The 24,163-nt window shown below is 69.0% G+C and carries 14 protein-coding genes and 2 pseudogenes; 2 read left to right on the forward strand and 14 right to left on the reverse strand.

The genetic code is table 11. The features are described from left to right. Window positions 1-3: 3 nt before the first annotated feature. The 10 genes from pks13 to glf all read right to left on the reverse strand — a co-directional run bounded on the left by pks13 (window position 4) and on the right by glf (window position 17,810). The gene (gene pks13 / locus B9D87_RS18115) at window positions 4-5,277 is read right to left on the reverse strand and encodes a polyketide synthase Pks13 (RefSeq protein ID WP_167540320.1); all 5,274 of its coding nucleotides are present in this window, start codon (window positions 5,275-5,277) and stop codon (window positions 4-6) included. Between the two features lie 109 nt (window positions 5,278-5,386). After that, window positions 5,387-7,285, reverse strand: a complete 1,899-nt coding sequence (gene fadD32, locus B9D87_RS18120; protein ID WP_007771915.1) for a long-chain-fatty-acid--AMP ligase FadD32 — start codon at window positions 7,283-7,285, stop codon at window positions 5,387-5,389. A 324-nt stretch (window positions 7,286-7,609) separates the two neighbouring features. Then, the gene (culp6, locus tag B9D87_RS18125; protein WP_040630580.1) at window positions 7,610-8,620 is read right to left on the reverse strand and encodes a carboxylesterase Culp6; all 1,011 of its coding nucleotides are present in this window, start codon (window positions 8,618-8,620) and stop codon (window positions 7,610-7,612) included. 122 nt (window positions 8,621-8,742) lie between these two features. Then, window positions 8,743-9,645 carry an esterase family protein gene (locus B9D87_RS18130; RefSeq protein ID WP_007771913.1) on the reverse strand — a complete coding sequence of 301 codons (903 nt, stop codon included), beginning with the start codon at window positions 9,643-9,645 and terminating at the stop codon, window positions 8,743-8,745. Window positions 9,646-9,804: 159 nt separating this feature from the next. Continuing rightward, complete coding sequence (gene ag85A / locus B9D87_RS18135) at window positions 9,805-10,848, reverse strand: diacylglycerol acyltransferase/mycolyltransferase Ag85A (protein WP_007771912.1); 1,044 nt, start codon at window positions 10,846-10,848, stop codon at window positions 9,805-9,807. Window positions 10,849-11,239: 391 nt separating this feature from the next. Further along, window positions 11,240-13,213: a terminal beta-(1->2)-arabinofuranosyltransferase gene (aftB, locus tag B9D87_RS18140; RefSeq protein WP_040630578.1), complete on the reverse strand. Its 1,974-nt coding sequence runs from the start codon at window positions 13,211-13,213 to the stop codon at window positions 11,240-11,242. After that, the gene (locus B9D87_RS18145; RefSeq protein WP_007771910.1) at window positions 13,200-14,108 is read right to left on the reverse strand and encodes a decaprenyl-phosphate phosphoribosyltransferase; all 909 of its coding nucleotides are present in this window, start codon (window positions 14,106-14,108) and stop codon (window positions 13,200-13,202) included. Before B9D87_RS18145 ends, aftB begins: the two co-directional genes overlap by 14 nt. Continuing rightward, the gene (locus tag B9D87_RS18150) at window positions 14,105-14,647 is read right to left on the reverse strand and encodes a phosphatase PAP2 family protein (RefSeq protein WP_007771909.1); all 543 of its coding nucleotides are present in this window, start codon (window positions 14,645-14,647) and stop codon (window positions 14,105-14,107) included. Before B9D87_RS18150 ends, B9D87_RS18145 begins: the two co-directional genes overlap by 4 nt. Then, a complete protein-coding gene (locus B9D87_RS18155; RefSeq protein ID WP_040630576.1) occupies window positions 14,640-16,526 on the reverse strand; it encodes a glycosyltransferase in 1,887 nt (628 codons plus the stop codon). The genes B9D87_RS18150 and B9D87_RS18155 overlap by 8 nt, the downstream gene beginning before the upstream one ends. A gap of 75 nt (window positions 16,527-16,601) precedes the next feature. Next, a complete protein-coding gene (gene glf, locus B9D87_RS18160; protein WP_007771907.1) occupies window positions 16,602-17,810 on the reverse strand; it encodes a UDP-galactopyranose mutase in 1,209 nt (402 codons plus the stop codon). A gap of 253 nt (window positions 17,811-18,063) precedes the next feature. Between glf and B9D87_RS26875 the strand changes: the two are divergent. Both B9D87_RS26875 and B9D87_RS18175 read left to right on the forward strand, forming a co-directional pair. Continuing rightward, window positions 18,064-19,124 (forward strand): annotated as a pseudogene (locus B9D87_RS26875) (PirG). 129 nt (window positions 19,125-19,253) lie between these two features. Beyond that, a complete protein-coding gene (locus tag B9D87_RS18175; protein ID WP_415623609.1) occupies window positions 19,254-20,891 on the forward strand; it encodes an N-acetylmuramoyl-L-alanine amidase in 1,638 nt (545 codons plus the stop codon). A 27-nt stretch (window positions 20,892-20,918) separates the two neighbouring features. Here B9D87_RS18175 and B9D87_RS18180 read toward each other — a convergent pair whose 3' ends face one another. The 4 genes and pseudogenes from B9D87_RS18180 to B9D87_RS18195 all read right to left on the reverse strand — a co-directional run bounded on the left by B9D87_RS18180 (window position 20,919) and on the right by B9D87_RS18195 (window position 24,097). Then, window positions 20,919-21,734 (reverse strand): Cof-type HAD-IIB family hydrolase, encoded by an 816-nt coding sequence (locus B9D87_RS18180; protein ID WP_007771904.1) that lies wholly within the window; start codon window positions 21,732-21,734, stop codon window positions 20,919-20,921. 34 nt (window positions 21,735-21,768) lie between these two features. Then, window positions 21,769-22,553: pseudogene (locus B9D87_RS18185) on the reverse strand (lysophospholipid acyltransferase family protein). A gap of 14 nt (window positions 22,554-22,567) precedes the next feature. Then, window positions 22,568-23,323: a lysophospholipid acyltransferase family protein gene (locus tag B9D87_RS18190; protein WP_007771900.1), complete on the reverse strand. Its 756-nt coding sequence runs from the start codon at window positions 23,321-23,323 to the stop codon at window positions 22,568-22,570. Window positions 23,324-23,329: 6 nt separating this feature from the next. Continuing rightward, window positions 23,330-24,097 carry a lysophospholipid acyltransferase family protein gene (locus tag B9D87_RS18195; RefSeq protein ID WP_007771898.1) on the reverse strand — a complete coding sequence of 256 codons (768 nt, stop codon included), beginning with the start codon at window positions 24,095-24,097 and terminating at the stop codon, window positions 23,330-23,332. Window positions 24,098-24,163: the final 66 nt, after the last annotated feature.

A 24,163-nucleotide genomic window follows, 5' to 3' on the forward strand; every position in this document is an offset into this window, starting at 1 on the left:
TCACTACTTGCCCACCTCACTCGTCTGACTGGTTTCGGCCTCCACCTTATTCAGCACGTCGGAGAGGTGAGCACCGACCTTGCCGATGATCGGTTCGTCGATGGCCTGGATGTGTTCGCCGCCGATGGGCACCACCTCGAGGTCGGCCACGTAGTCGCCCCAGCCGCCGTCGGGCTGGCGGACCGCATAGCGCGGCTCGAACTCGATCACGTCGTCGTGGTAGCGGTCGGCCATGTACAGGGTCACGTGGCCGTCGTACGGCTCGATCTGCACGGTCTCGAGCGCCCGGTTGTCCAGGTAGGACGTCCGCTGGTGCTCGACGATGCCGCCCGGGATCTGCACGCCGCTCTGCTGGACGATGTCCAGCACGAACTTGACCTGGCCCTCGTCGTCGAGCTCCTCGAGCTGCTCGTAGGGGATCGCCGGAATCTCGACGTTGAAGGTGCGCTCGGCGAACTTCGCGTACCGGTCCCAGCGCTTGCGGGTCTCCTCCTGCGTCTGGGGGATCTCCTCGCCGGCGCGCACGGTGTCGATCATCCCGACGAAGCGCACGTCTTCACCCGCGCGCTTCAAGCCGATCGCGCACGCGTACGCGAGCGCGCCGCCGAGCGACCAGCCGGCCAGGATGAACGGCTTGCCGGCGTTCATCTCCAACAGCTTCGGCACGTACTGGGCGGCCCGCTCCTGGACGGTGCCCTCCACGCGCTCGAACCCGTACATCGGTGTGTCCGCGGGCAACCGGTTCAGCAGCGGCTCGTAGACCACGGTCGAACCGCCGGCGGGATGGAACACGAACACCGCGGGTTTCGAGCTGCCCTCGGGCCGCGCCCTCAGGGTGCGGACGAAGCCGTCGATCTGGCCGGCCTCCAGGTACTGGCGGACCTTCTCGGCCAGCGCCTCGATGGTGTCCGACGTCAGGACGTCCTCGGCGGTGACGGTGCCGTCGGCGCGCTCGGACAGCCGCTGCGCCATCTTGGCCGCGGTGTCCTCGTCGAGCTTGGGCAGCGGGTTGAAGATGCCGCCCGGCGACTTGCCCGTGACGATCGCCCAGGTGGCGAAGGTGACCCGCTCGGCCGCGTCACGCGGCGGCACATCGGAATTCAGCGCCTTGGCGACCGCCTCCTGGCTGAGCGCCCCCGCGAGATCGGGCTTGGCGCCGTTGGTCGCCGCCCCCTTCGGGCCGGACGGATCCGTCGGCGGCGGCGGGATCGTCGCGTCCGACGCCGGCGGTGCCGGCTGAGTCTCGGGCTCGGCCTGCGGGTCCGGCGCGGGTGCGGCGGCCGTTGTCGGCGTTGCCCCGCTGAGCAGCTGGGCCTGTTCCTTGGCGATCTCCTCGGGCGTCAGCGTCTTCTGGTGCTCGTGCAGCTGCTCGACCTCGTCGCGGTGCTCGATCGCGTACTCGATCAGCTTCTCGATGGCGTACAGGTTGGCGTCGCGCACCGCCGTCAATTGGATTGGCGGCAGGTCGAAGTCGTATTCGACGCGGTTCTTGATCCGCACCGCCATCAGCGAGTCCAGGCCGAGCTCGATCAGCGGCACCTCCCACGGCAGGTCCTCGGGCTCGTAACCCATGGCCGCCGAGACGATCATGCCCAGCCGCTCGCCGACGGTCTCGCCGGAATCCGGTGTCCACCGGCCCACGCTGGACGGCAGGTAGCGGTTGGTCAGGCTGTCCGACAGCGTCTCGGCGTCGGGCTCCTCGGCCGGCGCGGCGGGCGCCTCCACCGCGGCACCCGCGGTCGGGGCGGCGATGGCCGCACCGGCGCCCACCGCGGTGGGCAGCGCGGCCACGTTCGAACCGGCCCGCGACACCAGCGCGTCGTAGACGAGCGTGAAGGACTCGTCGATGCGGGCGTGCACCTGCACGGAGGCGCCGCCGGGGTGCCGGGTCATCGTCGTCACCAGCCGGGCGCCCGCGGCGGGCACTGCGCGCTGCTCGGAGGCCACCAACTGCGCGTCCGAAAGGACCTGGGTCGCAGCGGATCTCACCAACGCGGCCAGATCTGTCTCGCCGTTGCGCGGCGCGTACTCCCAGACGTGGCGCCCGTCCGGCAGCGCGACGTGGGTGCCCGGCATGATCACCGAGCCGTCGCCGGAGAAGTGCACGTCGAGCCAGTGCTCTTTGCGCTTGAACCGGGTCGGCGGGATGTTCGCGTAATCTTCGGGGCCCTGCGCGCGGCTGAACAGCGTGCGGATGTCCAGGTCGTGGCCGTGGACGTAGAGCTGGGCCATCGCCGAGATCATCGACTCGACGTCGTCCTGCTTGCGGGCCAGCGTCGGAATCAGTTGCGCGTCATGCAGACCCGCGGCGGCGGTGGTCAGGCCAATCTGCATCAGCGCCACCGGGTTGGGCGCGAGCTCCAGGAAGGTGGTGTGACCGCTGTCCACGGCGTTGCGCACGCCGTGGGTGAAATACACCGAGTGCCGCATGCCCTTGACCCAGTAGTCGACATCGTGCACCGGCGCGCCGCCGGGCTTGATGTAGCTGCCCTCGTGCACCGTCGAGAAGATCCCGACCGTCGGGCTCAGCGGCGTAATCCCCTGCAGCTCGGCGGAGAACTCACCGAGCAGCGGGTCCATCTGCGAGGTGTGGCCGGCGCCCTTGGTCTGCAGCTTGCGGGCGAAGCGGCCCTCCGATTCCGCCCGGGCGACGATCGCGTCGATCTGCTCGGGCGGGCCGCCGATGACGGTCTGGCTGGGTGCGGCGTAGACGCACACCTCCAGGCCGGGGAAGTCGGCGAACACCGTCTTGAGCTCGTCGGCGGAGTACTCGACGAGCGCCATGAACCGGATGTACTCGCCGAACAGCATCGCCTCGCCCTCGCCCATCAGGTGCGAGCGCGACGCGATCACGCGGGCGGCGTCCGCCAGCGACAGGCCGCCGGCGAAGTACGCCGACGCGGGCTCGCCGAGCGACTGGCCAACCACCGCAGCGGGTTTGGCGCCGTGGTGGCGGAGCAGCTCACCCAGCGCGATCTGGATCGCGAAGATGACCACGTTGGACGTCTCGATGCCGTAGTCCTGCGAGTCGTCGAGGATCAGCTCGAGAATCGAGTAGCCGCGCTCGTCCTGGATCAGCGCGTCGACCTTCTCGATCCACTCGGCGAAGACCTCGTTGCGCAGGTACAGGCTCTTGCCCATCTTGCGGTGCTGCGCGCCGAAACCGGCCATCGCCCAGACCGGGCCGCTGGTCACCGGGCCGTCGGTGCTGAACACGTTGGGCTTCTGCTTGCCCTCGGCGATCGCGCGCAGGCCCTTGACGGCCTCCTCGTGATCGTGGGCCAGCACCACCGCGCGGGATCGGCCGTGGTTGCGGCGCGACAGCGCCCGGCCGATCGATTCCAGCGACGACGCCTGCCCCTCCGGGCTTTCCATCCAGTCCGCGAGCTCGGCGGCCGCCGCCTTCTTGCGTGACGTCAGGAACGCCGACACCGCGAGCGGGATCAGCGGCTTGGTCGGCTCCGACTCCTCTTGTGCGGCAAGCTCTTCCAGCGCGATCTCCTTGAGGCGCAGCGCCTCGTCGGTCACGCCCGGCAGCTCGTACTCCGGCTCCTCGGCCTCGGAGGCGTCGGGGATGATGTTGCCGAAGTCGTCGAACCGCAGCGAATGGCTCTCCAGCGTGGGCGCTCCGGCGGTTTCAGAGGCCGCCTCGGCGGCCGGCGCGGCCGCCACGGGCTCCTTCTCGATGACGTCGCGGGGCAGCACCTCGCGCACCACCAGGTGCGCGTTGGCCCCACCGAAACCGAAGCTGGACACCCCGGCCAGCGCGTAGCCGCCGTAGCGCGGCCAATCACTGGCACTGTCAACGACTTTCAGGCGCATGCCGTCGAAGTCGATGTACGGGCTGGGGCCGGCGAAGTTGATCGACGGAGGCAGCTTGTCGTGCTGCAACGCCAGCACCACCTTGGCCAGGCTCGCCGCGCCCGCGGCCGACTCCAGGTGTCCCACATTGGTTTTCACCGCACCCAGCAGCGCCGGACGGTCGGCGGGGCGGCCCCGCCCGACGATGCGGCCCAGCGCCTCGGCCTCGATCGGGTCACCCAGGACGGTGCCGGTGCCGTGCGCCTCGATGTAGTCGACGGTGCGCGGATCGATGCCCGCGTCCTTGTAGGCCCGGCGCAGCACCTCGGCCTGGGCGTCCTGGTTGGGGGCGATCAGGCCGTTGGACCGGCCGTCGTGGTTGACCGCGCTGCCTGCGATCACGGCCAGGATCTGGTCGCCGTCGCGGCGGGCGTCGTCGACCCGCTTGAGCACGAACATGCCGCCACCCTCGGAGCGGGTGTAGCCGTCGGCGTCCGACGAGAACGACTTGATCCGGCCATCGGGGGCCAGCACCGCGCCGATCTCGTCGAAACCGAGCGTCACCAGCGGGGTGAGGAGCGCGTTGACGCCGCCCGCGACCGCGACGTCGCACTCGCCGTTGCGCAGCGCCTGGACGGCCTGGTGCGTGGCCACCAGCGAGCTCGAGCAGGCGGTGTCCAGCGCCACCGACGGGCCGCGGAAGTCGTAGAAGTAGGACACCCGGTTGGCGATGATCGAGCTGGCCGTCCCGGTGATCGCGTAGGGGTGCGCGACGGTCGGGTCGGACACCGCCAGGAATTGGTAGTCGTTGTTGGAGAAGCCGACGTACACGCCGACGGCCTCGCCACGCAGGCTCGACGCCGGGATGCGGGCGTGTTCGAGCGCCTCCCAGGTGAGTTCGAGCGCCATCCGCTGCTGCGGGTCGATGTTGTCGGCCTCGGTCTTGGCGACCGCGAAGAACTCGGAGTCGAAGCCCTTGATGTCCTTCAGGTAGCCACCCCGGGTGCGGGCGGTGCCGACGCGCTGGGCGATGCGCGGCTCCTCGAGGAACTCCGACCAGCGGCCCTCCGGCAGGTCGGTGATGGCGTCGCGGCCCTCCATGAGCGCGGCCCAGGTCTCGTCCGGGGAGTTCATGTCCCCGGGCAGCCGGGTCGACAGGCCCACGATCGCGATGTCGACCCGCTCGGCCGGGCCGGTGCGGGTCCAGTCGGCGGCGTCGAGCTCGTCGTCGGGGACCTCCGGCTCGCCCTCGATGATGCGGGTGGCCAGCGATTCGATCGTCGGGTGCTGGAAGGCCACCGCGACCGACAGGGTGACACCGGTCAGGTCCTCGATGTCGGCGGCCATCGCCACGGCGTCGCGCGACGCCAGGCCCAGCTCGACCATCGGCACCGACTCGTCGATGTCGTCGGGTGAGCGCCCGACGGCGCGGCCCACCCAGTTGCGCAGCCACTGGCGCATCTCGGGGACGGTCATGTCGGTCCCCTTGGCGGGCCGTGTGGCGGGCACCTCCCCGTCAGGGCCGGGAGTGGTCTCTTCGGGATTGGTGTCGGGGTGCTCAGTGTCAGCCATGGTCCTCAGGGATTCAGTCAGTGGAGCTGGCGAAGGCCGTCGGGGAACCGACGCCGCTTCGCAGACTGCCGTCGAGGTAAGCCGCGCGGCAGGCGCGGTGCCCGATCTTGCCGCTGGAGGTACGCGGGATCGTTCCCGACTGCACCAGCAGCAGGTCGCGGACGGTGACGCCGTGGCGCACGGCGATCGCGGCCCGGATGTCGTCGGCGATGGGCTGGTAGTCCAGCTTGTGCGAGCCGGCGGCGCGCTCGGCGACGATCACCAGCTGCTCGGAGGCGTCGTCGGGGTCGTACTTGATGCCGGCGTGCGGGTTGTCGAACACTTCCTTCGGCAGCTGGTTGGCCGGCACCGAGAAGGCGGCCACGTAACCGGTGCGCAGCGCCTTGCTGGCTTCCTGTGCCGAGTATTCGAGGTCCTGCGGGTAGTGGTTGCGGCCGTCGATGATGACCAGGTCCTTGATGCGGCCCGCGATGTAGAGGTGACCCTTGTGGTACGTGCCGTAGTCGCCGGTCTTGACCCACATGCCGTCGTCGGGGGCGCCCTCGGCGTGCGACTGGCTGATCCGCGACTTGAGGATGTTGCGGAAGACGTCGTTGGTCTCTTCTTCCTTGCCCCAGTAGCCGATGCCCAGGTTGTTTCCGTGCAGCCAGATCTCGCCGATCTGGCCGTCGGGCAGCTCGCTGGCGGTCTCCGGGTCGACGATGACGGCCCACTCGTCCACGCCGATGATGCCGGCGGAAACCTGCGGAACGGCCTTCGGCGAATCGGCGGGCACCTCGACGAAGCGCTGCTTGTTCAGCTCGTCGCGGTCGACGTGGATGACGGTGGGGGCCTCGTCCATCGGCGTGGTGGAGACGAACAGCGTCGCCTCGGCCAATCCGTAGGAAGGCTTGATCGCGGTCTCGCGCAGGCCGTAGGGCGAGAACGCCTCGTAGAACTTGCGCATCGACGCCGGGGACACCGGCTCGCTGCCGTTCAGGATCGCCTTGACGTTGCTCAGGTCCAGCGGCGGCTCGCCCTCCTTGGGCACCCCGCGCACGGCCGCGTGCTCGAACGCGAAGTTCGGCGCCACGGTGATGACCTCGCAGTCCGGGGCGTCCTCGGGCTTGCGCGCCATCTCGCGGATCCACCGGCCGGGCCGGCGCACGAAGGCGGCCGGCGTCATGAAGGTGAAGTTGTGCCCGATCACCGGCGACAGCAGCGCGGTGATCAGCCCCATGTCGTGGAAGAACGGCAGCCAGGACAGGCCGCGGTCGGCCTCCTTGCCTTCCAGGCCGTTGAGCACCTGCAGCACGTTGGTGGGCAGGTTCAGGTGGGTGATCGCCACACCGGTCGGGGTGCGGGTGGATCCGGAGGTGTACTGCAGGTAAGCGATGGTGTTCTCGGTGGCTTCCGGCGGCTCCCAGGTCGACGCGACCTCGTTGGGCACCGCGTCGACGGCGATGACGCGGGGGCGCTCCTTGGCCGAACGGGCGCGGATGAACTTGCGGACGCCCTCGGCGGCCTCGGTGGTGGTCAGGATCGTCGACGGGGTGCAGTCGTCGAGCACGGCGTGCAGGCGGCCGACGTGGCCCGGCTCGCTCGGGTCGAACAGCGGCACCGCGATCCGGCCGGCATACAGCGCGCCGAAGAGGGCGACGAGGTAGTTCAGGTTCTGCGGGCAGAGCACGGCGATGCGGTCTTCGGGCTGGGTGACCTGCTGCAGCCGGGCGCCCACGGCACGGTTGCGGGCGCTGAACTCCGACCAGGAGATGTCGCAGGCGACGCCGTCGCGCTCGGTGGAGAAGTCCAGGAACCGGTAGGCGAGCTTGTCACCGCGAACCTTCGCCCATTTCTCAACGTGCTTGACCAAGTTCGTGTTGTCCGGGAACTTGATCTTTCCATTCACGATGAACGGGTTGTGGTACACCATGCCGCTCTCCTGTCACACCTGTTTTCGGTCGGCTCGGCCGACGCTTTGTCAGTAAGTCGGCTCCGCCGACGGCTTCGTTCTTCAAGCCGGCTCGGCCGACGGTTACATGTCTACGCGCACACCGGACCTCGCACCGCACCCGCTGGGGAACGCCGGTGATATGCCAGCCCAGCCGGCATCGACCCCGACGGGGTACGCGACAAAGGTCCGATAGCTCTTAAATTCCTCTTAATGTTACGGGGCTGCCTACGGCAGACCAAATCACAAGGTACCGCTGATCGCCATCGGCAACCGCCACCTGACGCTTGTGTCCCACCGCCCCGGTCATCCGTGTTTCGGTTGTGGCGCATTCGCGATCAGACCGTGAGCCCAGTTGAGCGTCCAGTCGGTCGCGGGCGCCCCGTCGATGCTCCAGCACTGCGTCGTGGCGTACAGCGCGTGGACCGGCTGACCGGCGCCGCCGGCCAGGGTGTTCAGCGTGGTCGGCAGGTTGGCGATGCTGAACGCCTCCTCCGGAGCGGCGCAGATCAGGTCGCCCGGCGCGCAGATCTCGTTGGTCTTGCCGTTGAGGTCACCGAAGCCGCCGGGGCGCGCGCCGGTCATCGTCAGACCCATCCCGGACAGGATGGGCACCTCGTGCAACGTCACCTCGGCGCCCTGCCCCGGCGGGTTGGGCCCGATGTCGTTGCCGACACCCATCTGGCGACGGCCGTCCGCGATCAACGTCACACCCAGCACCAGGTCGTCGTCCACCGGGCCGCGGCCGTTGCCGATATCGCTGGCGATGTCGCCCGCGATCACCGCGCCCTGCGAGAAGCCCATCAGCACGTAACTGGTCAGCGGGCACTTGGTGTTCATGTCGGTCATCGCCTGCACCGTCGCCCGGGTGCCCTCGGCGCGGCTGGCGTTGTAGGACATCTGGGTGTCGCCGCTCAGCGGATTGTGGAACTGCGCGGTGTACGGGGTGGTGTAGGACTGCACCCGCGACGACGGGAACTGCTGGGTGAGGGTCGCGGTCACCTTGTGCAGCAGCGCGTTGGGGAATTGGACGGGGTTGGCGGGGTCGTCCTGCACGGCGGACTCCCACGTTCCGGGAACGTTGACCAGCAACACATCCGGGCACGACGAGTCCTGAGAGGCGGGCCGCGGCTTGTGCGGGTGCGTCGTCGTCGACGTCGGGGGCAGGACCCCGGGCGGCACCGCGCTGGGCTCGGACTGATGGCCGCGCAGCAGCGTCACCGCGGCCAGGATGGCGAGGAAGACGACGGCCGCGACCGAGAGCGCAGCGATCAAGGCGAGGGTGCGTTGGCGCTTACGCCGCGCGCTTTTAGCCATGTTCTCCTGCCAGCAGAGTCGGTGGATCGCAGCTGCGCGGTCCTCCCGACCCCTGCTGCACCCCCTACACGGTACCGGCTCGGCCGACTGGGCCAGTCGGGCAGCGACCCCCTAGCGACGGGCTAGCGGATGGCGCCGACGATGTCGCCCGACATGGCGCCCAGCTGCCCCGACCACGAGCCCCAGCCGTTGTCGCCGCCGCCGGGGAAGTCGAAGTGGCCGTTGTGCCCGCCGTTGCTGCGGTACTGCTGATAGAACTCGCGCGAGCTACCCATCGCCGCACCGGCCTGCCCGATCATCGCGGCGTCGTCGCCGCCCATGTTGGTCGGGCTCCACACCCACACCCGGGTGTTGTTCTGCGCCAGCAGCGAGGCATGCACGTAGGGGTCGTGCCACTTCCACCGGCCCAGCTGCGGGGCTCCCCACATGCCGTTGCCGTCGACGCCGCCGAACTGCTGCAGGCCCGCCAGGATCGCGCCGTTGTAGTTGGTGCTCGACGGGTAGAGGAACCCGGACAGCGATCCGGCCATGCCGAACCGGTCGGGGTGGAATGCGGCCAGCGCCATCGCGGCGTAGCCACCCTGGGAGGCGCCGACGGCGGCGTGTCCGCCGGGCGCCAGGCCCTTGTTGGCGGCCAGCCAGTCGGGCAGCTCGCTGGACAGGAACGTGTCCCACTGCTTGCTGCCGTCCTGCTCCCAGTTGGTGTACATGCTCCACGCGCCGCCGGCCGGGGCCACCACCGAGATGCCCTTTCCGCCGAGCGTGTTCATCGCGTTACCGGCGGTGACCCAGTTGCTCACGTCCGGGGCGGCGTTGAAGGCGTCGAGCAGGTAGACCGCGTGCGGGCCGCCGGCCATGAAGGCCACCGGGATGTCGCGACCCATCGCCGCCGACGGAACCATCAGGCTTTCGTAGCCCGCCGCCCTGGCTTTGCCGACCGTCGCGGCGGTCTGCAGCGCGAAGGCCAACCCGACGGCCAGCACGGCTACGCAGAACACCCGGAAAAGCGCCGACATACCCCGCACGACCGTCATGTCCACCCTCCATCTGTAGTCGCTGAAAGCACATTAGCCAGGGCCGTAGTTCCCCTGCGCGCCGGGTAGTGAAACAAGTCACACGGTCCGCAAACGAGAGCGGCGGGAATCCCGAAGGATTCCCGCCGCTGGTCGTACTGCTTGGCGTGGTTAGGTGCCCTGGCCGTTACCGGCGTTGGTGGCCGCGGCCGTGGCCGGACCCGCACCCGGGGTGGCGCCCAGCACCGACTGCAGGTCAGGCTTCATCGCCTGCAGCTGCGCGCCCCAGTAGGGCCAGTCGTGGGTGCCGTTGGCGTCGAAGTTCCACACCGCGTTGTGGCCACCGGCCCCGTTGTAGGCGTCCTGGAACTTCAGGTTGGAAGTCCGCACGAAGCCCTCGAGGAACTTCGCGGGCAGGTTGTCGCCACCCAGGTCGGACGGCTTGCCGTTACCGCAGTACACCCAGATGCGGGTGTTGTTGCCGACCAGCTTGCCGACCTGCAGCGACGGGTCGTTGCGCGCCCACGCCGGGTCGTCCTTCGGACCCCACATGTCGGCGGCCTTGTAGCCACCGGCGTCACCCATGGCGAGGCCGATCAGCGACGGGCCCATGCCCTGCGACGGGTCCAGCAGCGCCGACAGCGAGCCGGCGTAAACGAACTGCTGCGGGTGGTAGGCGGCCAGGATCAGCGCCGACGAACCGGCCATCGACAGGCCGACCACGGCGCTGCCGGTCGACTTGACCTGCTTCTGGCTCTCCAGGTACGAGGGCAGCTCGCTGGTCAGGAAGGTCTCCCACTTGTAGGTGACGCAGCCGGCCTTACCGCAGGCGGGCTTGTACCAGTCGGAGTAGAAGCTGGACTGGCCGCCGACGGGCATGACCGTCGAGATGCCGGACTGGTTGTACCACTCGAACGCCGGGGTGTTGATGTCCCAGCCGTTGAAGTCGTCCTGCGCACGCATACCGTCGAGCAGGTACAGCGCGGGCGAGTTCGCGCCACCGCTTTGGAACTGGATCTTGATGTCCCGGCCCATGGCGGCGGACGGAACCTGTAGGTACTCCACCGGCAGACCCGGGCGCGAGAAGGCCCCGGCGGTCGCCGAGCCTCCGACGGCGCCAATCAGGCCCGAGAGCAGCGCCGCACCAGCGGCCGCCACGACGAGCCGGCGCGGCATACCCGCCACGGCGCCGCGCAATCTGTCGACAAGCGTCATCCTTGCTTCCTCATCCTTCTTGCGGCCGTAGGCGCATTTCACCGACTGGCCACTGTCTTGATTGGGTCGAACTGCCTGCGCGAACCCAATTGCCCAGCTCCTCCTCGGGCCGCCATGGCCCGCATCGTCGCCGCGCGAAGCGCAGGAGTGCTCGTGTAGTCAACCACACGTTGTGCCGTTCGGTCGCATCGAGGCATGGCCGCCAACCGCCGAGCGACCCTCCTACCCAGCGCTTTTCAATTCGAACACGTGTCTAAAAGGCACCGTAATCACGTGTGCCTGACCGTGATTGCGAGCTGGTGAGGGGCCAAATGTGATGTTGCTGCCATTTTTTCGTGACCGGCGCACTGTGATTTGTTCGGCTTGTGCCGAAATTTCTTCTGCGCGACGCTTACTCGCGCGGTGGGGGCGGCGCCTCTTCGGGTACCGGCAGCCCGCAACGGGCCAGTTCGTAGCGGGGCACCCGGTCGATGCGGTAACCGGTGAACCGGAAGGAGTTCACCAGGTTGGACACGAATCGGTGCGGGGTCATCGGCGCGCGCACCGAGCTGAGCACCGCCTTGGTCTCGGGGCATTGCAGCGCCGAGACGGCCTGGGCGACCCACTGCGCATCCAGATAGCCAGGAATCCCCGGGGGCAGCTTCACCCAGGGGCCGTCGGCGATCACCCAGTCGGGAAAGAGGTTCTTGTCGTGTCCGATGCGGCCGTGCTTGAGCCGTTCGGTGTGTTGCGCAAGCGGATTCGCCAAACCGATCTGATCGATGACGCGGACATCGAGCCCGACGTTCATGCCGACCATCCCGAGGTTGGTGAAAAACACGGCATGCTGGGGTTTTTGCGCGGACGTGTCGCCGGGCGCCGGCTGCGCCTGCGGCACCAGGTCCCACTGGATGTAATTGCCCGACGGCAGCAGCAACGCGCCGCCGGGGGTGTTGTTGAGGGCGGTCAGGATGGCCGCCATCCGCGGATAGCCCAGGTAGTCCGCGGCGGTCAGCGGGTGCGCATGGCCGGTGGCCTGGGCGTAGAAGCGGCGTTCGTCGACGATGCCGGAGTAGGTGACGTGGGTGGCGTCGTCGCCCATGCCCGGCGAATTCGCCGCCCACAGAGCCCATCCGGCCAACCCCAGCCATAACGCGCCGGCCGCGCCGGCGACCCAGTTACCGGTCTCCCGTGAATAGTCCTGGCCGTCGGGGATGGCGATCGGGATGACGGCGACCGGCGCCAGCAGGCAGAACAGCGGGGCAAGCAGCACGCGCGCGTGCATGAAGTCGCCGCCTTGCCGGATCCAGTAGAGCGCCTGCAACAGCCCGCTGATCAGCACCCACGCCACCACCGCGGGCGGGCTGTGCACGGCGCGGGCCACCCGCCCGTAGTTGGGCGCCAGCGCGGGGCGCAGGAACGACGGCCGCCGGCGGGCGGCGAACAGCAGCACGCCCAGCGGCACGAGGAGCACCAGGGGGATCCACACCGCGTACGGAGCGTCGAAGTTGGAGAGGTAGATCATGCCCTGAGACCACTTGTCCCCGGCCGCGTCCTTGGCTAGGGCGGTGCCGGGCACCAGCAGGCCGTAGTAGCCCATCCGGAAAATCTCGTAGGCGACCGGCACGAAACCCCCGGCCACCACGACCAGCACCCGGCGGCGCCACGTGCGGGCCGCGACCAGCATCATGATCAGCGCCAGCCCGCCCATCAGCGCCAGTTCCGGCCGGACCAGCACGCTGAACCCGGCGACGAACGCCAGCAGGCCGGCGAACACCTTGTTATCGGTGCGGTTGCGCACCGGCTGCGCCCAGCAGACCATCATCCACCACAGCAGCCCGAGATAGGCCAGCGCCAAACCGCTTTCCAGCCCGGAGGTGGCGAAGTCCCGCGCCGGCGGCAGCGCGATGTAGACCAGCGCGCCGGCGGGCAACATGATCGCCCTGCGGCCCCGCAGGCTCGGGGCGTACAACCGCGCGGCGCCCAGCATCAGCAGCGCCACCCCCGCCACCGAGAACACCAGGGCGAGCGCGAGCGCCACGTACTCCATGCGCAGCGGGCCGCCGACCCAGCTGCCGACGTACATCAGGTACGTCCAGGCCGTGGAGGTGTTGGCCTCCACCCGCTCACCCTGGTTGAACACCGGCCCGTTGCCGGCGAGCAGATTGCGCACGGTGCGCAGCACGATCAGCCCGTCGTCGGCGATCCACCGGCGCTGCCAACTCCCCCAACCGAACAGGACGGCGACCACCGCCACGCTGATCCACAGGCTGACCCGCACCATGGTGGTGTACGGGAACACCGGCCAGCCGGGCCGCCTGATCACCGGCCGGCTGCGCATCATGCGCGCTTTGAGAGCCTGCAGTTCGGGGCTAACCGAAGGCAACGGCGGCTCCGACCGTCGCGATCCACGCCAGGAACAACAGCTGCAGCACCCGGTCCCGCAGCGCGATGTCTTCGGGTTCGCCGGCCAGTCCGCCGTCCACGTCGACCGCGTAGCGCAGGATCGCGATGGTGAACGGCACCAGCGACACCGCGTACCAGGACCCCGAGTGGTGGTCGCGCTCGAATGCCCACAGGCCGTAGCAGATCACCACCGCGGTGGCCGACATCGTCCAGACGAAGCGCAGATAGGTGCTGGTGTAGCTCTCCAGCGATTTGCGGATCTTGGCCCCGGTACGCTCGGCGACCTGCAGCTCGGCATAGCGCTTGCCGGCCACCATGAACAGCGAAGCGAACGCTGCCGACAACAGGAACCACTGCGACAGCGGGATGTCGGTGGCCACGCCGCCGGCGATGGCCCGGAGCAGATACGCCGACGACACGATGCAAATGTCAAGCACCGCTTGGTGTTTGAGGCCGAAGCAGTACGCCAGCTGCATGACGATGTAGACGGCCATCACCAGCGTCAGGTTCGGCGTCACGATCCACGCGATGCCCAGCGAGGCCACCCCCAGCACCAGCGCCAGCACGTAGGCCAGCCACTCGGGGACGACGCCGGCCGCGATCGGGCGGAACCGTTTGGTCGGGTGCTCCCGGTCGGCCTCGACGTCGCGCACGTCGTTGACCAGATAGACCGCCGACGCCGCCAGGCTGAATACCACGAACGCCAATGCCACCTGCGTGAGCATCTGACCGTATTCGTAGCGGATACCGCTGCCCAGCCCGGCCACCGGCGCGGCCAGCACCAGTACGTTCTTCACCCACTGCCGGGGGCGGATCGCCTTGATCACCCCGGCGACCAGATTGGCGGGCGGTCGGGTCACGACGTCCTCACTCATGCGGCTCCACCTCTTGCGACCTCTCCTGCGCGGCGCGCGATCGCCGCAACGACGGCACCGAGGGCGATGCCGAACGCCACGTCGCTGGGGTAGTGCACGCCCAGCAGCATCCGCGACAGCGCCATCGGGGGCACCAGGACGGCGGGCAGCGGCAGGCCCGTGGTCCGGCCCATCAGGATCGCCGCGGCGGTGGTCGAAGTGGCATGTGCCGACGGGAAACTCAGTTGGCTGGGGGTGCCGACGTTGACCGCGACGGCGGGATCATGCGGCCGCTTGCGGCGCACGATCCGCTTGACGATGACGGCCGCCGCGTGTGCGGCGAAGGCCCCGGCCCCGGCCACCAGCCAGTCCCAGCTGCGCTTCGGGGAGAGCACCGCACCGAGCGCGGCGACGGCCACCCAGCCGAGGCTGTGCTCGCCGAAGTGGGACAGCGCGCGCGCCACCGGTAGGGCCCCGGGGCGATCGCTCAGCGCCGCCTGGACGGCGACCAGCGCGGCTACCTCGCCGCGGGGCGCCTGCGCAGCGGCGGCCTCATGCATGTTCTGCAGCGGGCAGCAACGCCGTCTCCCACTTCTGCTTGCTGGACAACACGGGCAACGCGTCGCGATACACCCGGCGCATCTCGTCGAACCGGCTGAGCAGCTGGCGCTGACGGCGCACCGATGCGAACAACAGCGAGAACATCTTTCGGCGGTCCCGCTGCCGGTAGACCACGCCGCAGCCGTCGGCCGTGGTGACCGTGACGCCGTCGACCGTGCACAGCCGGAACCAGCGCGCGTCCTGGGTCGGCACGTTGAACTCCGGCCGGGTGTGGGCCTCGGCGTCGGCCTTGGTCATGTTGTGCAGGATGCCGCGGGCCAGCCGGTAGCTGATCGACACCGGGTTCACCGGGGGCTTCATCGCCCTGGTCTTGTTCCGCGGCGCCGGCAGCTCACTGGCCGCGGGCAGCACGACGGCGTCCGGGTATTCCTTGCGCAGCCGATGCACTTCCGGCAGGCCCGATTCCAGGATCGAGAAGATGTGCTCCGGGCCGGCCAGGAAGTCGTCGATCGCCCGGTTCTGGATAGCGACCGTCGAATACTCAAGGCAGGCAAGGTGTTTCAGGGTCGCCTTGAGATGGCTGCGGACCAGCCCGGTGATGTCGCCGTCCCAGTGCAGCGCCGCCACCACCAACCGGTTGCGCAGGTGGAAGTAGGCCTGCCAGTCGATGGCGTCGTCCTTGTCGCTCCACGCCATGTGCCAGATCGCAGCGCCGGGCAGCGTGACCGTCGGATAGCCGTGTTCGCCGGCGCGCAGGCCGTATTCGGCGTCGTCCCATTTGATGAACAGCGGCAGCGGTTGGCCCAGTTCCTCGGCGACCTGCCGCGGGATCATGCACGTCCACCAGCCGTTGAAGTCGACGTCGATGCGCCGGTGCAGCAGTGCGCTGCGATCGTTCTTGTCGTTCAACGGGAATTCGGCGAAGTTGTGGTCGTACTCGGCGTGCGGCGCCGCGGTCCACATGAAGTTCGCCTGGTTGACGACCTCGCCCATGATGTGCAGGTGCGACGGCTCCTGCAGGTTGAGCATCTGACCGCCGATGAGCGTCGGCTTCTTGGCGAAACGGTTGAGCGCCAGCACCCGCAGGATCGTGTCCGGCTCGATGCGGATGTCGTCGTCCATGAACAGGATCTGTTGGCAGTCGGTGTTTTTCAGCGCTTCGTACATCACCCGGCTGTAGCCGCCGGAGCCGCCGAGGTTGGGCTGGTCATGGATGGACAGCCTGCTGCCCAGTCCCGCGGCCGCCGCCGCGAAGTCCGGGTGGTCACGCACCTTGCGCACGCCCTGGTCCGGCACGATGACCGCGCCGATCACCTTGTCCACCAACGGATCCGCGGTGAGGTCGGCCAACGCGTTGACGCAGTCGGCGGGGCGGTTGAACGTCGGGATGCCGACGGCGATGTTGGCCGTGCCCGGCGCGGGCTCGGTGGCGTACCAGCCGCCGCTGATCAGGTTGACCGCGGTGTCGGTGGTGATGTCGAACCAGATCCAGCCGCCGTCCTCGAACGGCTTGAGCGGCACCTCGATCTCGACGACGGCCGGCTGCTCTTCGGTGCCGACGAATTGGCGGCCCTCCACCGAGATGCGCACCCCGGTGGCCTTGGTCCGGTACACGTCGACCCGCCCGGTCCCGGTCAGCTCCACGCGCAGCGCCACCGACTGACAGATGGACCAGCGCCGCCAGTAGCTGGCCGGGAACGCGTTGAAGTAGGTGGCGAATGACACCTCGGACTCTTTGCCGATCTCCAGCGAGGTGCGGCTGGTGGCGTGGGCGCGCCGGGCGTTGGTCGTCGACTCCTCGAGATACAGCTTGCGCACGTCGAGCGGCTCGCCGGGACGCGGCAGGATGATCCGGGACAGCAGGCTCACGGCAGACATCAGGCGCCACTCTCCCCCGCAAGCGGGCGGTACCCCCACCTCATCGCTACCCCTCTCAATTCGTCGTGGCGCGCACTAGCGCGCGCCTTCCTCTTTGTTCTGGGCGTCTGACAGGGATGCGCCGTCCCGCAGGTGCGGGGCGAGCACGTTGTCGTACATGTTCAGGGCGCTGGCGATGGCCATGTGCATATCCAGGTATTGGTAGGTGCCCAGCCGTCCGCCGAACAGCACCTTCGACGACGCGGTCTCGGCCTTGGCCCTGGCCCGGTAGGCGGCCAGGACGGCGCGGTCGGCTTCGGTGTTGATCGGATAGTAGGGCTCGTCGTCGTCCTCGGCGAAGCGCGAGTACTCCCGCATGATCACGGTCTTGTCGTCGGGATAGTCACGCTCGGTGTGGAAGTGCCGGAACTCGTGGATGCGGGTGTAGGGCACGTCGGGGTCGTTGTAGTTCATCACCGGTGTGCCCTGGAAGTCGCCGATGGGCAGCACTTCGAGCTCGAAATCGAGGGTGCGCCAACCCAGCCGGCCCTCGGCGTAGTCGAAGTAGCGGTCCAGCGGCCCGGTGTAGACGACCGGTGCGTCGGGGCTGTCCGCGCGCAGTTGGTCGCGCACGTCGAACCAGTCGGTGTCCAGCCTGACCTCGATGCGGTCGTCGGCGGCCATGTTGCGCAGCCAGGCCGTGTAGCCGTCGACGGGCAGGCCCTCGTAGGTGTCGGAAAAGTAGCGGTTGTCGAAGGTGTAGCGCACCGGCAGCCGGGTGATGTTCGCGGCCGGCAGCTCCTTGGGGTCGGTCTGCCACTGCTTGGCCGTGTATCCCTTGACGAACGCCTCGTAGAGCGGCCGGCCGATCAGCGAGATCGCCTTCTCCTCGAGGTTCTGCGCGTCGGCCGTGTCGATCTCGGCGGCCTGCTCGGCGATGAGCTTGCGGGCTTCGTCGGGGGTGAAGTACTTGCCGAAGAACTGCGACACCAGGCCCAGCCCCATCGGGAACTGGTAGGCCTGCCCGTTGTGCATCGCGAAGACGCGGTGCCGGTAGTCGGTGAAGTCGGTGAACTGCCGCACGTAGTCCCACACCCTCTTGTTGGAGGTGTGAAACAGGTGGGCGCCGTACTTGTGCACCTCGATGCCGGTGTGCGGCTCGGCTTCTGAGTAGGCGTTGCCCCCGATGTGCGGTCGGCGGTCCACGACGAGGACGCGCTTCCCGAGCTGGGTAGCCACGCGCTCGGCAATGGTCAGTCCGAAGAATCCAGAGCCGACGACGAAAAGATCGAAACGAGCGGTCATCGGTTGCTTAGGGTATCCGACCGCGTGGCCCTAACCCATTTGGCGAGGCCATGCAGGGGCGTCGGCCCTGTCACGACGCCCGTTGGGGCGCCCGGGATCCGCGATCACAGTCGGGGTCGCAATTGCCTCACGATTCAATATCACCACTCTAGTAACAGGCTCACCACTCGTACCATCGACCTTGTGTGATTCCCACCAGTTAGGAGCGGTGGGACGCGCCGACACAACACACAGTCAGATAGAGGAGACTTCCGTGCCGAACCGACGCCGACGCAAGCTCTCAACAGCCATGAGCGCGGTTGCCGCCCTGGCAGTGGCGAGTCCTTGCGCGTACTTCCTTGTCTACGAATCGACCGCCGGCAACAAGGCGCCCGAGCACCACGAGTTCAAGCAGGCAGCGGTGATGAGCGACCTGCCCGGCGAGCTGATGGGCGCGCTGTCGCAGGGCCTGTCGCAGTTCGGGATCAACATGCCCCCGATACCGGCCTTGAACGGGGGTGCGACCGGCACGCCGGGTCTCGCCAGCCCCGGCCTCGGCACTCCGGGCCTGGGGACCCCGGGCTGGGCACAACGGGCCTGACCAATCCGGGCGTTACCAGCCCCGGCTTGACCAGCCCCGGACTGACCAGCCCCGGCTTGACGAGCCCCGGGCTGACCAGCCCCGGCCTGGCGAGCCCCGGTGCGGCGCCCATGACGCCCGGCCTGACCGCGCCCGGCGCATTGCCGACCACCCCCGGTGGCGGTGTCGCGACGCCGGGCGCCGGGCTCAACCCGGCGCTGTCCAACCCCGGGCTGACCAGCCCCGCCGGGGTCACTCCGGGCCTGGGTGGCCCGGCGCTGTCGCCGAGCGAGGTGCCGATCGACTCCGGGGCCGGGCTGGACCCGGGCGCGGGTGGCACCTACCCGATCCTGGGCGACCCGTCGACCTTCGGTAACGCTTCGCCGATCGGCGGCGGGACCGGCCTGGGCGGCGGTTCGAGCACCGGTGGCGCCAGTGGCGGCCTGGTGAACGACGTGATGCAAGCGGCCAACCAGCTCGGTGCCGGCCAGGCGATCGACCTGCTCAAGGGCCTGGTCATGCCGGCCATCACGCAGGGCATGCATGGCGGTGCGGGCGCCGCGGGTGCCCTGCCGGGTGCGGCCGGTGCCCTGCCCGGTGCCGCCGCGGGCGCGCTGCCGGGCGCCGCTGGTGCGCTGCCCGGTGCCGCGGGTGCCCTTCCGGGTGCGGCCGCGGGCGCTCTTCCCGCCGCCGCGGGTGCGGCCGGTGCGTTGCCGGCGGCCGCCGGCGCGGTACCGGCGCTGCCTCCGGTCTAGTCCTTTACAAACCCTCCACAAGACGGCACCGCAGAATCATCTGCGGTGCCGTCGATTTTGTGCAGATTCTCCGGCGCGCAGTTCGTGTCGTCTCACAGATAACAATAGAAACACACGTAACATCAGCTGGTGTCTCGCAGCCGCGCGCCGACGATTGTGCTCACCGCCATGGCGGCGACCGTCGTCCTCGTCTCGTGGGTGGCGGGCACGACACGCGATCGCGGCGCCGCCGGCCCGCCGCCGTCGCGCGGCACCCAACTCGTCGAGCAGCCGCTGGTCGGGCTGGGCGCGGGCGTCACGGTTCGCGAAATCAGCCAGACCGCCCCGTTTTCTCTGGTCGCCCTGACCGGTGACCTGGCCGGCACGTCCACCCGTGTGCGCGCGAAGCGCCCCGACGGGTCGTGGGGCCCTTGGTATCAGACCGAGTACGAAACCGCGGCACCCGACGGGGCGACGGCGACGGGGTCACTCGAGGGGCCACGCGGCACCGATCCGGTGTTCGTCGGCACCACTACGACCGTCCAGATCGCTGTCACCCGCCCGCTGGACGCGGCGGTGACGCAACCGCCCCCGGCGCCGCCGAGCGAGAAGGCCGACCTGGGCTACAAGCCGGCGTCCAGGGAACAGCCGTTCGGACAGAACATCTCGGCCGTGCTCATCTCCCCGCCGCAAGCGCCCGTCGAGACGCATTGGACGCCACCGGCGGGCGTCTTGATGCCCGGCCAGGCCCCGCCCATCATCAGCCGCGCCCAATGGGGCGCCGACGAGTCACTGCGCTGCGGTACTCCCCAGTACGACAACGGGATTCGCGCGGCCGTCGTGCACCACACCGCGGGCAGCAACGACTATTCGCCGCTCGAATCGGCGGGCATCGTCAAGGCCATTTACACCTATCACAGCAAGACGCTGGGCTGGTGCGACATCGCTTACAACGCACTAGTCGACAAGTACGGGCAGGTATTCGAGGGCAGCGCAGGCGGACTCACCAAGGCGGTCGAGGCCTTCCACACCGGCGGATTCAACCGCAACACCTGGGGTGTGGCGATGATCGGCAACTTTGACGACGTGCCGCCCACGCCGATCCAGCTGCGCACCATGGGCCGGCTGCTCGGCTGGCGGCTCGGCCTGGACGGCGTCGACCCCAAGGGCACGGTGCAGCTGGAGTCGGCCGGCAGCCACTACACCACCTTCCCGGCCGGCTCCATCGCGACGCTGCCGACCATCTTCACCCACCGCGACGTCGGGAACACCGATTGCCCGGGCAACGCCGCCTACGCGCTGATGGACGAAATGCGGGACATCGCATCGCATGTCAACGATCCGCCGGAAGAACTGATCAAGGCGCTGCAGGGCGGTGCGATCTATGACCACTGGCTGGCGATCGGCGGGATGAACAGCGTGCTGGGCTCGCCGACCTCCCCGGAGGACAGCGCGGAAGGCGACGCCCGCTTCGTCACGTTCGCCCGGGGCGCGATGTATTGGTCACCCGAGACGGGCGCCCAGCCGGTCACCGGCGCCATCTACGACGCCTGGGCCTCGGAGAGCTATGAACGCGGCCCGCTCGGCTTGCCGACCAGCGCGGAAATCCAAGAGCCGCTGCAGATTACGCAGAACTTCCAGCACGGGACGCTGAACTACGAGCGGCTGACCGGAAACGTCTCCGAGGTCGTGGACGGGATCACGGTGCCGCTGACGACCGAACCACCAAGCGGCCCAACGGTTCCGGCCGAGCACTTCTCGCTGCCGTCGCACCCCACGCCCACGTGACGCACCGCTGAAGCCGACTGCCCCGCGCTAAAGCCACCAGCGTTCCAGCACCCGGCCCACCCCGTCGTCATTGTTCGCGGTGGTGACCTCGTCGGCGGCGGCCTGCACGTCCGGATGGGCGTTGCCCATCGCCACGCCGTGCCCCGCCCAGCGCAGCATCGGCAGGTCGTTGGGCATGTCACCGAACGCCACCACCTCCCCGGGGGCGATCTCCAGCGGCCGGGCGATCTCGTCGATGCCGGTGGCCTTGCTGGTGCCCAGCGGCACGATCTCGATCAGACCGTTGTTGGTGGAGTAGGTGATGTCGCCCTCGATGCCGACGTGCTTGGCCAGCTCGGCCGCCATGTCGGCGCTGCGGGCTCCGGATCGGCGAATGAGCAGCTTGATGGCCGGGGCGCTGAGCAGGTCCTGGATCGACACCTCGGTGTTGTCCGGGTTCAGCCACGCGTGCTCGTAGCCCGGCGAGCTGACGAACTGGGGTGTCGCGGTGTCATGGGCGCTCTCGCCGATGCGCTCGACCGCCAGCCCGGCGCCGGGGATGACGCGGGTGGCCAGCTCGGCCAGCTCGGCCAGGGTGTCGACGGGCAGCGTGCGGGTCGACACCACCCGGTCGGTCGCGGCGTCGTAGATGACGGCGCCGTTGGCGCACACCGAGATCGGCGCGAAACCCAGGGCGTCGGCGACGGGCCGGATCCAGCGCGGCGGACGGCCGGTCGCCACCACGAACTGCGCGCCGGCGGCCACCGCGGCGCGGATCGCGTCGCGGGTGCGCGGAGAGACCTTCTCGTCGTCGTCGAACAGGGTGCCGTCGACGTCGCAGGCGATGAGCGCCGGCAGGGTCATCGAAACCGCCCGTCCCGGCGGCCGGCCGAACCGCTCAATGCCGGCCGCTCTGGCTCTGCCCGGGTCGCGTCACGCCGTCGGTGCCGTACTTGCGCAGCCGCTCCTGCAACTCCGAGAGCCGCAGGGCCCGGGAATCCTCCTGGGTGGGCGCGCTGCCACCGAGCCGGCGCGGTACCCAGTATTCGTCTTTCGGGTGCGGATATTCCTCCTGCACCCAATACAGCAGGTCGTTCATCGCCGAACGCAGCAGCAGGTTGAGTTCCTCGGGCGTGCCGCGCGGGGCAACGGCTGCCCGGCCGCCACGGTGATCGGCACCTTGTTGCGAAACACCTTCCTCGGATGGTCCTTGGGCCAGATCCGGTGGGCGCCCCATACGACGATCGGGACGATCGGCACCTGGGCGTCCAGCGCCATGCGCGCCGCCCCGGTCTTGAACTCGCGCAGTTCGAAACTGCGGCTGATGGTGGCCTCGGGGTGCATCCCGATCAGCTCACCCTCGCGCATGCGCTGCACGGCCACCTCGAGGGCGTCGTGTCCCGACCTGCGATCGACCGGGATGAGCCGGGCGTGATTGATGACGTAGTTGACCGCCTTCACGTCGGCCATCTCGGCCTTGATCATGAAGTACGCGCGCCGCTTGCGCTCGCGGACGGCCATCAGCGTCGGGAGCCAGTCCAGGTAGCTGGTGTGGTTCTGGGCCAGCAGGGCGCCGCCGCGCGCGGGGATGTTCTCCAGGCCGTGGTAGGTGAACTTGGTGCCCTGCGCCGCGACCATCGGCGGGACGATCCACTCCGCCAACCGGTAGAACCCCTCGGGCATGTCTTCTCCTTTGCCTACTGCGACGGGCGCTCGGTCCTTTTGGCCGAGCGGGCTGCCGCCTCGGTGGCCTCCATGCGGGCGGCCTCGGCCAGGGTTGGCGCTCCGCCACCCAGCCGGTGCGGCATCCAATACGCCCCGGGCTCGCCCGGATAGTGCTCCTGCGCCCGGTGCAACAAGGTGGTCATCGAGTCGCGCAGGGCAGCGTCGGTCTGCGCGATGTCTTCGCGCGCCGGTATCGGCGCGCCTACCTGCACAGTAATGGGTATTTTGGCGCGGCCCACATTCCGCGGGTGATCCTTGGTCCAGATCCGCTGCGCTCCCCACACGATCACCGGCACGATCGGGACCTCGGCTTCCAGCGCCATCCGGGCCGCGCCGGTCTTGAACTCCTTGAGCTCGAAGCTGCGGCTGATCGTGGCTTCCGGGTACACCCCGACCAGCTCGCCTTCCCGCAGCCGCTGCACGGCGATCGCGTAGGCACCCGCCCCGGCGCCGCGGTCCACCGGGATGGTCCGGGTGTGCCTGATCAGGAAATTGACCGGCTTGACCTGCTGCATCTCGGCTTTGATCATGAACCTCAGCCGGCGCCCGCGGCGATGCACGGCCAGCGCGGCGGGCAGAAAGTCGACGTAGCTGGTGTGGTTGATCGCCACCACGGCGCCGCCCCGCTCGGGAATCTGCTCCTCACCCCGGTAAGTGATTTTGGTGCCGGTGGCCTTGACCGCCAGTTGAGCCAGAAGCTCCAACGCGCGGAAGGTCGGCTCCACCATCGATCACTACTCCGACGCCCCTGCGGACCGGGCCCGGCGAGCCGCCCGGGCGGCCGCCTCCTCGGCCTCCAGCTGGGCCGCTTCCGCCAGCGACGGAGCGCCTCCGCCCAACCGGTGGGGCACCCAGAACTCGCCGGCCGGGTGCGGCCCGTACAGCTCCTGCGCACGCTCCAGCAGGTGCTGCATGCGCGAATGCAGCAGGCCCTTCAGTTCCTCGATGCCCAGCGTGGGCTCGATCGGTTCGCCGACCAGCACCGTGATCGGAACCTTCGGACGCCACAGCTTCTTCGGGTGGTCCTTGGTCCAGATCCGCTGGGCCCCCCAGACGATGTGCGGAACGATCGGCACCCCGGCCTCGACGGCCATGCGCGCGGCCCCCGATTTGAATTCCTTGATCTCGAAGCTGCGGCTGATCGTGGCCTCGGGGTAGACGCCGACCAGCTCGCCGTCCTTCAGGTGCCGGACGGCGGCCTCAAAGGAGGCGGCGCCGTCTTGCCGATTCACCGAGATGTGCCGCAGGCTGCGCATGATCGGCCCGGTGATCTTGTGGTCGAAGACCTCCTGCTTCGCCATGAACCGCACCTTGCGGCCCAGGCCCTGCTTGTAGGCCGGCAGTCCCGCGAAGGTGAAGTCCAGGTAGCCGGTGTGGTTGATCGCGATCACCGCACCGCCGCTTTTGGGTAGGTTCTCCACTCCCGTGATGGTGATTTTCAGACCCTGGACACGCCACACCAGGCGGGCGAGCTGAATGACAGTCCCGTAAACCGGTTCCACAGCACCTCAGCCTAATGCTCCCCGCCGCGCGCCGTCACCGGACCGCGATGGCGGGCCGACGGTGCC

Source organism: Mycobacterium colombiense CECT 3035 (assembly GCF_002105755.1).
GTDB classification, from domain to species: Bacteria; Actinomycetota; Actinomycetes; order Mycobacteriales; family Mycobacteriaceae; genus Mycobacterium; species Mycobacterium colombiense.

What these genes read in the sequence shown, in the direction of transcription:
- pks13 (WP_167540320.1), bottom strand. Translation starts at nt 5,277, where the DNA reads ATGACCGTCCCCGAGATGCGCCAGTGGCTGCGCAACTGGGTGGGCCGC.
- fadD32 (WP_007771915.1), bottom strand. Translation starts at nt 7,285, where the DNA reads ATGGTGTACCACAACCCGTTCATCGTGAATGGAAAGATCAAGTTCCCG.
- culp6 (WP_040630580.1), bottom strand. Translation starts at nt 8,620, where the DNA reads ATGGCTAAAAGCGCGCGGCGTAAGCGCCAACGCACCCTCGCCTTGATC.
- ag85A (WP_007771912.1), bottom strand. Translation starts at nt 10,848, where the DNA reads ATGACGCTTGTCGACAGATTGCGCGGCGCCGTGGCGGGTATGCCGCGC.
- B9D87_RS18145 (WP_007771910.1), bottom strand. Translation starts at nt 14,108, where the DNA reads ATGAGTGAGGACGTCGTGACCCGACCGCCCGCCAATCTGGTCGCCGGG.
- B9D87_RS18150 (WP_007771909.1), bottom strand. Translation starts at nt 14,647, where the DNA reads ATGCATGAGGCCGCCGCTGCGCAGGCGCCCCGCGGCGAGGTAGCCGCG.
- B9D87_RS18155 (WP_040630576.1), bottom strand. Translation starts at nt 16,526, where the DNA reads ATGTCTGCCGTGAGCCTGCTGTCCCGGATCATCCTGCCGCGTCCCGGC.
- glf (WP_007771907.1), bottom strand. Translation starts at nt 17,810, where the DNA reads ATGACCGCTCGTTTCGATCTTTTCGTCGTCGGCTCTGGATTCTTCGGA.
- B9D87_RS18180 (WP_007771904.1), bottom strand. Translation starts at nt 21,734, where the DNA reads ATGACCCTGCCGGCGCTCATCGCCTGCGACGTCGACGGCACCCTGTTC.
- B9D87_RS18190 (WP_007771900.1), bottom strand. Translation starts at nt 23,323, where the DNA reads ATGGTGGAGCCGACCTTCCGCGCGTTGGAGCTTCTGGCTCAACTGGCG.